This window comes from Pseudomonas canadensis (genome assembly GCF_030980095.1).
GTDB classification, from domain to species: Bacteria; Pseudomonadota; Gammaproteobacteria; order Pseudomonadales; family Pseudomonadaceae; genus Aquipseudomonas; species Aquipseudomonas canadensis.
On sequence record NZ_CP133298.1, the window covers coordinates 619,754 to 633,558 of the forward strand.

Consider the following 13,805-nt stretch of genomic DNA (forward strand, 5'->3'; position numbering starts at 1 on the left):
AGCTTGCTCGCGAAGAACGCCAACGATAACGCAGCGCTCTCAGGTTTTTCGCGAGCAAGCTCGCTCCTACAGTCGATCTTTTTAGCAGCCGTAGCGCTTGCTGGCTTCGATGGCCAACCCGCTGCCGATGCTGCCAAAGATATTGCCTTCCACATGCCGCGCATTCGGCAGCATCGCCGAAATGCTGTGGCGCAGCGCCGGAATCCCGCTGGAGCCGCCGGTAAAAAACACCGTGTCCACTTGTGCCACGCTCACCGATGCGTCGTTGAGCAGTTGCGTCACGCTCCCGCGCACACGCTCCAGCAAGCTGTCGATGGACGACTCGAACAGCGCCCGGCTCAGGTCTACGCTCAGGCCTGCTTCGATGCGGTCCAGCGCCACATGGCGGCTGTCTTCGTGGGTCAGTTGGATCTTGGTTTCTTCCACTTCCATCGCCAACCAATGCCCGGCGCGCTGTTCGATCAGCTTGAACAGGCGGTCGATGCCACCGGTGTCTTCGATGTCGTAGCGCATGCTGCCCAACGCCAACTGGGATTTTTGCGAGTACACCGAGTTGATGGTGTGCCAGGTGGCGAGGTTCATGTGATGGCTGGTGGGCATGTAGGCGCCGCTTTTCATGCGGCTGCCGTAGCCGAACAGCGGCATCATGCCTTGCAGGCTGAGCTGTTTATCGAAGTCAGTACCGCCGATGTGCACGCCGCCGGTGGCGAGGATGTCGCTCTGGCGGTTGTCGTTGTGGCGACGGTCCGGTGACAGGCGCACCAAGGAGAAGTCGGAGGTACCGCCGCCGATATCGACAATCAGTACCAACTCTTCTTTCTGGATGGTGGACTCGTAGTCGAACGCGGCGGCAATCGGCTCGTACTGGAACGAGATGTCCTTGAAGCCAATCTTGCGTGCCACGTCGACCAGGGTGTTCTCGGCCTCCTGGTCAGCCATTGGGTCGTCGTCGACGAAAAACACCGGACGACCCAGCACCACTTCTTCAAACTCACGGCCGGCATTGGCTTCGGCGCGGCTCTTGAGCTGGCCGATAAACAGCGCCAGCAGGTCGGTGAATGGCATCGCCGTGCCGAGCACGCTGGTGTCGTGCTTGATCAGCTTGGAGCCCAACAGGCTCTTGAGCGAGCGCATCAGTCGGCCTTCATAGTTTTCCAGGTACTCATGCAGCGCCAGGCGGCCGTACACCGGGCGGCGTTCCTCGAAGTTGAAGAACACCACCGACGGCAGGGTGATCTTGTCGTCCTCCAGCGCGATAAGCGTCTCCTCGCCGGGGCGGATCCAGCCGACGGTGGAGTTGGACGTGCCAAAGTCGATGCCGCAGGCACGGGCTGGGGATGAGTTTTCCATGACAATCAGGTTCCGGTTGAAAAACGGCCGCGCAGTGTATGCCAGTCGACGCCGGATGCGTAGGCCGACCATCTGTTAAATCGTGCTTGAAACCTGGGGATTTGCCCCCACATCTGCTGCATACGGCAAGTGCCGATAACACTTTGACGCACCCCCAGGCCACATCACTCAACAGGTGCAATGCAGCGCACGCTGTGCCCCGGGCTGTGCGATCTCGATTAAGGATGGTGAACCGCCGATGGATTTCAAAGACTACTACAAGATATTGGGCGTAGAGCCGACGGCCGACGACAAGGAAATCAAGGCGGCCTATCGCAAGCTTGCGCGCAAATATCACCCGGATGTGAGCAAGGAAAAAGACGCCGAAGCCAAGTTCAAGGACGCGTCCGAAGCCTATGAGGCGCTCAAGAGCGCTGACAAACGCGCCGAATACGACGAACTGCGCAAATACGGCCAGCATGGCCAACCTTTCCAGGGACCACCGGGCTGGCAGAGCCGTGGCGGCTTTGGCGGCGGTGGCGGTGAGGATTTCTCGGACTTCTTCAGTTCGATCTTCGGCTCCCGTGGCGATGCGTTTGGTGGCGGCCAGCGCCGTCCGGCTGGGCGCAAGGGTCAGGACGTGGAGATGCAACTGACAGTGTCCCTTGAAGAGACACTGTCCACCGAGTCCAAGCAGATCAGCTTCCAGGTGCCGCAATACGATGCCTCGGGCCGGCATGTGAGCAACACTACCAAGAGCCTGAACGTGAAGATCCCCGCCGGCGTGGCCGACGGTGAGCGCATCCGCCTCAAGGCGCAGGGCGCACCGGGGATTGGCGGCGGGGCCAATGGTGATCTGTACCTGATCATCAAGTTTGCACCGCACGCTAAGTTCGAGGTGGAAGGTCAGGACTTGGTAATCACAGTGCCCCTGGCACCGTGGGAGTTGGCGTTGGGCACGGAAGTGGCTGTGCCGACGCTGACCGGCAAGATCAACCTCAAGGTGCCTGCTGGCAGCCAGAACGGCCAGCGCATGCGCGCCAAGGGCCATGGCTTGCTGAACAAGAGCGGGGAGCGCGGCTTCCTGTTTATTCAGCTCAAGGTGGTGATGCCCAAAGAGGTCGACGAAGAGGCCAAGGCGTTGTGGCAGGCGTTGGCGAAAAACGCTGACTTCGATCCGAGGCAAACCTGGAATAGCTGATCGTAAGCCCTGACGCTGTTCAGTGGAGGGGCGAGGCAGGGGGCCATGCCGTGCTCGCGAAAAACGCAGGAGCCCCCCATGCACTCAGGCTGCCTGCACAATATCTATGCAGTCCGACCGTGTCGGATCGTTCTATAGGCTGGTGTCTTTGTCACCCGTCAAGGACGATCCGCCATGTCAAACCCTACTGCAACTGCCACCCCCGTTGGTGTGTTCAACGCCAGCGCTCGCGGTGCTCACTACGACTTCCTGAAAGACCGTGTGCCGTCTTGGTTCAACCAGGCGCACTTCGTTCGTTTCTGCATACATAGTTAACGCAGTCGACGTTCCTGATAAAAGCAATAAAAAACTATTCTTTTTCGCACTTATATAAATGGTTAATTCTGTTCTCGGGTCAAGAACTGCCCGGCGGGCATTAATTTATTTTTTATCGGTAATGCCTAAAACGTTTATTGAATTCAACTGCATATGGAACGTGTGAAATGACTGACGATTCAGTAGTAAATGTCGCTGGTGATAATCCCGAGAGCAACGATAAGGGTATTCATTTTGACTTGATTAAAAATATCATCCCAGGCTGCCTCATTGGCGCTTCACCCGTGCGGCGTAAAGTGCTTAAAGACACCAATCCTGACCTTCCAGACTGGTATGAAAAATGTTCCACTGAGGAACAGAAGCAATTAAAACAGTTACTGGAGGCTGACTGTCATGCGCAAAATGAATGGGAAAAGTTTCTCGGGGACGTGCAGAACATCACCGCCTACGCTAAACCAAAATTAACCGCAGCCTTGGCCGAAGCAGGCGTCAAGCTGGATGTCGACACTACCTGGCTGCGCCTGTATTACCCAGTGGAGTATAAGTTTTTCGGCCTTCCGACAGGCGTCCAAACGGGCGACTTTCGTAGCAGGACTTTTTCCTTGTTACAGGCGGCTCTGCATAATTTCGAAGCCTTTGAAGCTGAGGCGGGTTACTTCGACGGCGAGTCGTTGTTTATAACTGAGCCCGATGCGCGGGGGCATTTCGATGTCATCCGACCAGCGCCGATGAAGGTTGAGACGTTCGTTACCATTTGTCGCAAGCTGGACATCGGTGGACAATATGAGAAACATATAAAAGATAAGCTCTATGGCCCCGGCGGAAGATTTGAGCTGGGTCGTGTGCCCTTTATCAATAATAAAAAATCAGCCCTGAAGGCCGCCGCGTTTGCCGCCTTGCTGAAAAAGGATATTAAGCGCAAACATTATGATTTATTGGTCGAGTTGATCAGCGATAAGTTCGAGGTCAAAGATAACGACATACGTCGAACGATCAGTTATAGCCCAATGCGATTGATGGGATATGACATTGCCGAGTGCGCGCTGTTTTTCCCCACGCACGAGAATCGCTACGACGGCGGCTATGTCATTGTTTATATTCCGGACGATCCCGAACATCCGGTCAAACATTACGCGTCATTGGCCGAGTTTGAAGAGGAACTTACCCATAAACTGCTGTACCGGCCGCAGGGGAGCTGGATCGACAGTGGCCGGGATGTGCTCACCGACTACCAGCGGTTTTTCAGCCGCTTCGTGTCGGAAAAGGACCGCGGCCGGTTTTTTCTTCGATTCACCGAGAAAGTCAAAGACTTCCCGTCCGGTGCCTATTGGACAGACGGGGTGCGAACCTATCTGAAGTACCTTGAGCCGGCCTCCAGATTGGTCGGTCCTTTGGTTGACCGGCACTGGCGGCGCGATCCCCTGGAAAACATCGACCTGCACCTGAAGATCTCGCTCGACATGCAGTGGCTGGGTATGTCCGGCATCTGGTTTGAAATGTATCTGCAGCACCGCCGACGTATCCTCGAGAACGCCCAGGTGCTGGCTGTGTCTACGGCTGCCGAGGACAACCTCACTCGCGAGCGCCGACTCTCCAATTATCTGAACGTCGGCCTGTTCATCGTGGGTATTGCCGCGTTCTTTGTGCCGCCCGCAGGCGCCGCGATGTTATTGATCACCGCAAACCAATTGTTGTTCGAGACGATTGAAGGTGTTCGTGAGTTGAGCCGGGGTGACCGGGAGGCAGGCTGGGCGCATATCACTGATGTCGTGGAGAACCTGGCAACCATGTTGGCGTTGGCGCCAGTATTCCATTTCGCGGTTTCACCTTTTATCGACGAGCTCAAAGCCGTCGTGCTCCCCAGTGGCAAGACACGTTTGTGGAAGCCGGACCTCAAGCCCTATCAGTTGGACATGACGTTGCCGGAAAGCTCCCGACCCAACGCACAGGGTCTTCATCGCTTTGATGGGCGAGATGTTCTGCCGCTGGACGGCAGTCACTACGCCGTGCAGGAAGACGTGGCCACGGGCAGGTATCGGATGCAGCACCCCACACGCCTCAATGCCTATGCTCCCGAGCTGAACACCAACGGCTCCGGTGCCTGGAATCATGAATTGGAACAGCCGCGAACCTGGGAGGGCCCCCAGTTGATGAGGCGCCTTGGGCATGCAGTCAGTGAGTTCAGCGATACCGAACTGGAGCAGATTCGCCATGTCAGCGACACCTCTGAAGACGTGTTGCGCAGAATGCATGTCGAGAACGAGCCGCCAGGGCCACTGCTGGCCGATACGATCAGTCGCTTCGACGCGTACAAACAGGTCGAAACGTTCATCGCCGCCATGAAGGATGATTCCTCGACCTTATCTACTCAGGACCACTCGATCAGTCAGTTGCATGTCATGACGCGTTACTGCAAGTGGCCAGAACAGGTCTCGATGCGAGTGATCGACGCACAGGCCAAGACACTCTGGAGATATCTCAGCTCACACAGTCCACAGAGCGAAATACGTACCGTGCAGATCCATGATTTGCAGTTGCGCAACGGGGAACTGCTGCCGACGCTTCTGGAAGCCCTGGATGAGAGCGAAACCAATACGCTACTGGAGCAAGCGCCTGGAACTCCGCGCGGCCTCCTCGACGCACGTGTTGCAACACTGCGCGCGACCATTGCCAAGGTTGCCGAACGCCGTAAAGCTCAGCTACTCGATGATGTGTACGAGGCCGATACCGACTTCAGCGACCCTCGGGCCAATTTGATTCGGGTACGCTATCCCGGTGTGCCCATGAAAGTGATCAAAGCGCTTCTGCAAGAGGCCAGCAGTGCTGAACGGCAACAAATGGCCAAATGGGACTTCGCCGACACGCTGCAGACCAAGCCCATACCGCTCAAATTGGCGGAGGCCTTGCGCATCGCCCAGCGTGAAGTGCGTCTGGCGCGTGCCTACGAGGGGCTTTCTCTGGACGCGTTGATCAACCCGGATACAGAGAAGCTCGTGCTTAATTCGCTGAAGAAACTCTCTGGCTGGCCAGCTGATTTGCGTATTGAAGTTCGACAGGACTCGGTTGATGGACAACTACGGGCCAGTGCCGGCGCTAAAGAGGCTAAGAGTACCAAGGTGCTCGTGCGAAAAAACGACGGCTTGTATGAGGCGCGTGACAGGAATGATCTTGAATTGCTTGGGCCCGACGATTTCTTCGCCGCCCTTCAACATGCTCTGCCCGATGACCATCGCACTGCATTGGGCTTGCCTGACGTGAACCAGGGGCCAGCCCTGGAAACGTTGATCAAGCAGCACCTGCTTTCACGGGAAGAGTTGCGCTCGGTATTGAAGATGCAGCCGATCAGACCCTGGTTCAAGGCGCCCACACGCTGGAGCAATGGGCGTCTGGGTTATCCGTTAAGTGGTCGTGGGACTGGCGAGCCCCGGCTGTTAAGAGACAGGCAGAGGGTCTTGAGACTGTTTCCTGACTATACCGATGCACAAATTGACAAGTTTCTGGGGCAGATAGGCACTCAACGTGAGAAGTATCTGGTCAATTTTGAGGCAGAGCTGGAAGTTCTGCGCAACGAGTTGCAGCAATGGAAGTCAACACCGAGTACTCGCGTACTGCCGGATGGCAGAATCGCCGCTGTCGAGCCGTATGAAAAGGCCGTAGTCGCAGAAAAGCTTCAGCGCTGCTGGCAGAAGCGCGCAGGTACGATGAAGTACGGGCCAAACGGTAGGGCATTGGGGTATGAGCTCGATCTTCACGGCCGCACCGCCGGGGAGCTGCCTGCGATGAAAGGCTACTTCTCCCACGTGCGCTTTGTGGACCTGAGTAACATGGGACTCACAGAGGTGCCCACGGAGTTCCTGGACTCGTTTCCGTCTATTGTGCAGTTGCAGTTGCAGTCCAACGGGCTGGTTGAGTTGCCGACAATGATCACTGATAAATCCTCGCTGATTTATCTGAATGTTTCCAATAACAACATCACCCTGACAGAGCAATCAGCCGACGCTTTGGCGAAGATGACTCACTGGAAATATCTCGAACTGAGCCACAATCCACTTGGGCTTCTCCCTGACTTTAGTCAGATGCCGGACCTGACCCACGTCCGACTACAAGCCTGCGGTCTCACCGAATGGCCTGTCGGGCTGCGTGATCAAGCGGAGCTAGTCATGCTTGACTTACGTGATAACCAGCTCACCTCGTTTCCTGAATGGGCGGTGAATCCATCAGCGGAGCATGCGCCTGACATCAACCGTGTGTTGGAAGTCACTGAACTCAATGGCAATCCCCTTTCTGATCAAGGCATGCAGCAGTATGCCGACATTCTGACGCGTATCTTTCTGGATGACGATCAGGCCGGCTTGATGCCAGTTCCTCCGGATGGCCCGGCTGAGCGTGGCGCAGAAGGCGGCACTTTAGCGCCATCGGCGCAGAGAGTTGAGCATTGGTTGAAAGGCTTTTCGACGGCTGAGCAGGCCGTGAGAAAAACACAGTGGGCGCTACTCGACGCTGAGGCTCTGGAGCGAGAAGCGGCAGGAGGAGAGGGGGGCAGCATAGTCAGTGAGAGCGAAGAATTTTTCCGGTTGTTGGAAAAGTTGAAAGAAACGGCCGAATACAAAAAGTCATATTCCGATCTCAACGCGCGGGTGTGGGCGGTGCTGGATGCGGCAGAACAAAATGAAGCACTGCGTCGCGAGTTGTTCAAAGCTGCGGGCGAACCACAGACGTGCAGTGATCGGGCCGCGCTGGTGTTTAGCGATCTGGAAATCAAGGTGCAGATTCATAAAGCGTTGGCGCAGGTAGGTGAGGCTGGCGCGGGCGTTGAGTTGCTCAAATTGGCCAAAGGTCTGTTCCGCCTGGATGAGGTCGAGGCATTTGCGCTCAAGGATATCCAAGAGCGCGTTCAGCTGATTCTCAGCTCCGACGTGTTGACGCGTGAAAAGGGCAATCAGCTGTTGTTGATGGATCAAATCGAAGTACGACTGTCTTATCGGGTGAGTCTGCGCGACAGACTCCAATTGCCCGGGCAGCCCAAGCAAGCTGAATACACCGGTTACCAATACGTGTCGCGAGCAAAGCTGCGTGCTGCCGAGGACCATGTGAATAGCCTGCGGGATTCGAAGCAGGAGATTGAGTCGATTGCTCGTCGAGACTTCTGGGGCGAGTACCTTAAGGATAAATATCGCTCCAGGTTCGACTTGGCTGACGAGCCTATCTACAGTCGCATGGAGCAGCTTGAGCTAGCCATACGCACGATGAGCAGTGGTGAATACAACCGCCAGTTCACGGCGTTGGCTGAGGAAAAACAGCTGACTGAGCGCAAGCTCATCGATCTGCTGACTCCTCAGGAAATACTCAACCTGGAAGAGTGAGCCTTGGTAGATGAATAGCCCCCCGGATGGTGTAAGAACAACAGTCGGGGGGCGCATGGCCGAGTGATCAAAAGGATGAATCCAAGCTCCGATGCCCTGTGTGCCGGGCGCTAAAAATACCTTGCCGCCGTGCCTATATATGTGGGAACTAAGTGCGCGGTAATTACTTGTTTTTCAGCAGGCAAAATTCAATGTAACTTCAACTGGATTGTGTTGTTTTCAGCCATTTTTTAATCTTTTTTTTTGTTTGGGGCTCACTGACACTGGCAAGTGAATTTACTGCATAGGATATGCAAGATGAGCCAGCTAACGAGTAGTTCCACCGTTGATGTATTGTACTCAGCTGTCGCGGGGCAGCCGAACGTCTACCGTGATTATCTGCTGAGCAAGTTGCCGACGCCGATAAAAGACGCTCCGCCCTCGGTATTGATATCGATCATCAACACGCAACCGAATTTTCCTGAGTGGTACATCAATGCGCGGCGCATGAATCAAGAATATCTTGACGACTTGATTGATAGACGCTGGCGACTCCAGGGCCCGCTGCAAACAACGCTGGAAAACTTGCAGCAGGACATCAATGCCTTTGCCGAGCCGTTGCTCGTTGCCGCACTGAAAGACGAATTACAACTGGAACTGGACGTCAATACGACCGTGATTCGGTTATACATCCCGGCCCCTCTGTTTCCCGGCATCGATAACAATGCCAGCCGGATGCGGCAATCTTCATTACTGGAAGCGGCACTGCACAACTTTGAGCAGCCGGAAACGTTGGCAGGTGCGTTTCGCGATGGTTCCGGCATCTTCACCCTCGACAGCACCAACGCGTTGCAGCGCCATGAGTTGACCGTAGAAAAATTTGCGACCTTGTGCCGCAAGCTCGATCTAGGGGCGCAATATCAAACGCATATAAAGGCCTTGTTGATGCCCGAGCAGGCAGCCGCTATGTCGGCCGTCGCCAAACAAGAAATGGATATTGAAAAAGCCGCCTTCAAAGAATCGTCTTTCATTGCCTATTTGAAGAACGACGTTTCTTCAGGGAGTTGGGCAAAACTGTTGCAGATCCACCAAGGTAATCAGGGCGTGCTATTGGGTAATCGCCCTTTGCATTGCCATCGGCTCTCGCTGATGGGTTTTAACGTCTCGGGAGTTGTATTGTTCAGCGCCGTTGCGGACCCTTCCGAAGTCAAACGGCTTTATGACAGCTTGGTACCGCAGCACCAGCGAACGCTGATGGAGTGGTCGCGACGCCTGACCCTGTTGCCAGGACAGGAATTTGACCAATTCAAGTTGTTGAAGGCGTTCTTCGCCAATGGGCCCAAGGGCTTGGTCGAAGCCATGATGAAACGCAATGATCTTTACGAGCAGAGCCGTCTGGACGGCACATTGCTGGTTTATGTACCCGATGACCCTGATCACCCCATCAAAGAGTATGACTCCCTCGCGGACTTCATGAAGGTATTGCTGGGCCAACTGCGTTCGCCGAGTTACCAGGAGTTTTTTAGTCGATTTATTGCGCACAAAGACAAGGGCCGGTTCTTTGCCCGCGTGCGTGAGCGCCTCACGACCTATACCTGGACTGCCCGTGGCCCATTGGACATGGGCCCCTGGTGGCGCGAAACCGCCGTCGAAAACCCCAACGCCGAACCTATCACCAACGTCATCCCCGGCGATTTGTGGCCGCGAATGGGTCGCTGGCGCAGGGAAAAGGCGATAGCGGACGCACGGCAGATCGCGGTGCTGACTGACGATGAAGACGCTGCCACGCGCTGGAACCGGCTGACCACCTACCTGAATATCGGTTGGAATGTGTTCAATTTCGGCGCCATGCTCGTGCCTGGCCTGGCCGGACCGCTGCTGGCAGTCATGGTGGGGCAAATGCTCCTCGAAACCATGGAGGGTATAGAGGAGTGGAGCAAGGGCGACAAGGAAGAAGCGGCGGCCCATCTGGTCGGGGTGATGATCAATGCGGCGCAGTTGGCGCTGATGATGGCGGGGCATGTCCTGCCGGGTGGTACCGCCACGCCGGTCAGGCCATCCTCGCTCATCGACAACCTGAAACCGGTTCAACTGCCCGATGGCAGCATGCGCCTGTGGAACAAGAACCTGGCCCCCTACGCCCATGACATTGCCTTGGCCACCGATGCGAAGCCCAATGAGCAGGGCCTGTTTCGGCACAGCAACAAAGACATCCTCAAACATGACGGCCAGCATTTCGAGGTTCGCGATGATCCGCGCACAGGCCAGTCATGCATGCCGCATCCGAGTCGACCGAAAGCGTATCAGCCCAAACTCGAACACAACGGTGCCGGCGGCTGGAAGACTGAACTTGAGCGTCCGCTCGAGTGGGACAAGCCTACTCTCATGCGCCGACTTGGACCCATGGCGGAAGGTCTTTCCGATGCGACGCTGGAGCAAGTTCGTGTGGCTAGCGGTGTAGGCGAGGACGAGTTGCGCAGGCTGCATGTGGTCAACCAGCCACCGCCTGCCGTGTTGCTCGACACCCTGGGACGCTTCAAAGCGTGGGCCGAGGTAGGCAACTTGCCGGAGCAGATCAAACTCGATCAGGTGCCGCAGGCCTTTATTGAGCAGATGCCACACTTGCTGCTGGAGCTGCCGGGATGGCCCGAGCACATCGGCATCGAGCTATTTGAAGGCGCCGAACATTGGGGCACCTCGATAAAGTTTGGTGACGTCGACGCATCGCCAGCGAACACTTTGAAGATTACCCGCGCCGAAATACGCGCAGGAAAGCTGCCTGAGTTTGCGGTGAAGTTTATGAGCGAAGCCGACATTCGGGCCATGTTTGGACAGGGCATTTCCCGAGAGCAACCCCTGCGCATCAATGCCTTGAAAAACAAGTTGGCCGAGCAGGCAAAGCTGCAAAGCGACTCCTTGTTTAATGTGCTCAACCGTGCGGGACGGCAAACCGGCTCGCCGCAGGCAGTGGTGTTGCAGGATGCATTCAGCGGGCTTTCCACGGCCGCTGCCGAGGCGTTGTTGGCTGACGTCGCGGCTGAGGATTTGCCGAAGATTACCGACTCTGCACACATCCCGCTGGCGTTGCAGGAACGGGCGCGAGTTGCCGCGCTGACGTCTCGAGTTGCACGCGCCTATGAAGGGTTGTTTTTCGATGTGGCCTACGGTGCAGACACCGAGCGACTGGCGTTGCATTCTCTACAGGCGTTACCCGAGTGGCCGGAAAATGTACGGATTGAAATCCGTGGATCTTCGTTTGACGGACCTTTGAACAACAGCCTCGGCCCGGTTGATGCTGACATTTGCCGGGTGCTCGTCAGCGAAAATGGAAAGTACGAAGCCCGTGACGCCAACGACTTGCACCTCTATGGGCCCGACGATCTCTATGGCTCCATATTGCATGCCCTCCCCGACGCCGAGCGAGATGCGTTGGGCTATCAGATCAACCAGGGGGCCACGCTCAAACAGGCCGTTCTACAAGACCCCTTGCCACGAGACAGGTTCACTGCCTTGCTGGCGGATAATCCGGTGCGCAAGCCGCACTATGACCCGCTGACTATGCGCGTGCGAGGCGGCATGCGCGGAGTTTCTCAGGGGCTGGGTCAAGTCACCGGGCAACTGACGCCCCAAGTGCGAGTGCGCGTCGTGCGCCCCGGATGGTCAGAGGCTGAAGCCGAGGCCTATCTGCAGGCAGGCGGAAGTGATGCCGATATCGAGCAAAGGGCGAGCGCGCTGGAAGCGGAATTCAATAGGCTCAACGCGAACTTTCAACGCTGGTTAAGCTCGCCGACCGAAGCGTTCCGCTACTCGCCAGCCGGGGTTGCGGAATGGCAGTCGCGCAATGCGCTATACAAGGCTGTGCGGGAGTGCTGGCAGCACAGCGGTCTGCGCGACGTGGACTCGTTCGGCAACCTGCAGGGCTCGGTGCTGGATTTACACAATGTCCCGCTAGGACGGCACCTGAACACCATGCCTACTCTGGAAGGCAATTTCGATCACGTCACCCGGCTGGATTTGAGCAGCACCGAATTGTCCAATATACACATTTCGTTCCTCGATCATTTCCCTCGTTTGCGCTCGCTGAGCGCCAACGACAATTTGCTCACGCGCATTCCGAATGCACTCGGGCGCATGCGTGCCTTGACCGACTTGAACCTGCGCGGTAACCAGATTGTGATGGACGCGCGAGGCATCGCCGACCTGGCAGTGCTCACACGGCTCAATACACTGGACCTGGTGGGTAACCCATTGAGAACCCCTCCAGATATAAGCAGGATGAGCCTGTTGCATACGCTTCTGTTGGCGGACACACGCATTCGAAGCTGGCCGAGTGGCCTGTTCGCGCAACCGCGGTTGCGGCATTTTTACCTGGATCTGCAGCAAAACCTGCTCACCGATATTCCTGCAGTACCCCGTGGTTCGGTCCAGGCGGAAATACTGGCGCGAACCGTGGTGAGCCGTGATCCGGAATTTCTTTCAGCAGACAATTTGCAGACGTTGCGCGATTACATCGAGTCCGTCGGCCTTGACCCCGATCGCCCTTATCCGCCGCGTGGCGTGCGCGATAGCCTCTACTGGGAAGAGGGCATGTCTCGATCCGAGTGGGTCGCCCGGCAGAAGGTCTGGAACAGCGTCGAGGACGAGACCGGATCGGTTCAGTTTTTCAACGAGATCCGCAAACTGACCCAATCGTCCCATTACGTCAATGACACGCTTTACCGGGTCGACCTGACTGCCAAGGTGTGGCGAATGCTCGACGCCATGGCCGAGAACACGGAGTTGCGCTTGAAGTTGTTCACCATGGCTGAACCCGGCACTTCGTGTGTCGATGCCGGTGCGCAGTTGTTCAACGCCATGGGCATGGAGGTGCTGATTCATGAGGCGTATGAGTTGGGCAATCCCGGCCTGGTGGAAACCGAGCTGGCCACGCTGGCACGGGGTAAGGGGCGGCTGGATGAATTGACCAGGATCGCCCACAAGACGGTCGCCGAGCGCCTGGAGCAGGGTGAGGAGTTCACGCGAGTCGGTGCTGACGGCGAGGTCCAGGGAACCATCGACGAAGTTGAGGTGCATATGGCGTTCATGACCGATCTGGCAGAACGGCTGGACTTGCCCTGGCAGTTTCGCAAGATGCAATTCAGAAGGATTGCCGGGGTTGATAAGGCAATGATCGATGCCGCCTATCAACGCGTGATGGACCTTGAGGCTGGGGATTTGCTGGATGACGTGCTCCTCGATCAACCGTTCTGGACATCCTACGTTGAAGGCTCCAATCGCAGCACGTTCAAAGGTTTCAGGCGCCGGCTGGACCTCACTACCGAGTTCTATATGGCGCTGGAGGAGCGCGCGCGAGGCATCGAGCTTTCCCTCGAGCAAAAGGAACAGTTGAAGATTGAAATCAGGGTGCTGGGTTCTGAATTGAAAAAAACGGAGCGTGCGTATGCCCCGGGTACCGTCATGACCGATGACGAGTACGTTGCCGAGGTGAAAGTGATTGAGGATGAGATGAAAGCAACGCTCAAGACGATCACTGGCCAGGCGATTGATCGGGCGAAATTGCGACGGGTGGAAATCCCTTTCACCGTTGAACCCGCCAGTTGATGGCGGTTGAGCGCAGG

General features: G+C 56.5%; 5 protein-coding genes. 4 read left to right on the plus strand and 1 reads right to left on the minus strand.

The window, feature by feature from the left end; translation table 11 throughout:
* Positions 1-81 precede the first annotated feature (81 nt).
* Complete coding sequence (locus tag RB216_RS02740; RefSeq protein WP_028615546.1) at positions 82-1,350, minus strand: Hsp70 family protein; 1,269 nt, start codon at positions 1,348-1,350, stop codon at positions 82-84.
* A 238-nt stretch (positions 1,351-1,588) separates the two neighbouring features.
* On the opposite strand from RB216_RS02740, the gene RB216_RS02745 reads away from it, so the two are divergent.
* From RB216_RS02745 to RB216_RS02760, 4 genes are all read left to right on the plus strand, one after another.
* The gene (locus tag RB216_RS02745) at positions 1,589-2,530 is read left to right on the plus strand and encodes a DnaJ C-terminal domain-containing protein (RefSeq protein WP_028615547.1); all 942 of its coding nucleotides are present in this window, start codon (positions 1,589-1,591) and stop codon (positions 2,528-2,530) included.
* A gap of 174 nt (positions 2,531-2,704) precedes the next feature.
* Entirely contained in the window at positions 2,705-2,845 is a 141-nt protein-coding gene (locus RB216_RS02750) for a hypothetical protein (protein ID WP_164671641.1), read from the plus strand.
* 167 nt (positions 2,846-3,012) lie between these two features.
* Positions 3,013-8,208 (plus strand): NEL-type E3 ubiquitin ligase domain-containing protein, encoded by a 5,196-nt coding sequence (locus RB216_RS02755; protein WP_308908289.1) that lies wholly within the window; start codon positions 3,013-3,015, stop codon positions 8,206-8,208.
* A 297-nt stretch (positions 8,209-8,505) separates the two neighbouring features.
* The gene (locus tag RB216_RS02760) at positions 8,506-13,788 is read left to right on the plus strand and encodes a dermonecrotic toxin domain-containing protein (protein ID WP_308908290.1); all 5,283 of its coding nucleotides are present in this window, start codon (positions 8,506-8,508) and stop codon (positions 13,786-13,788) included.
* Positions 13,789-13,805 lie beyond the last annotated feature (17 nt).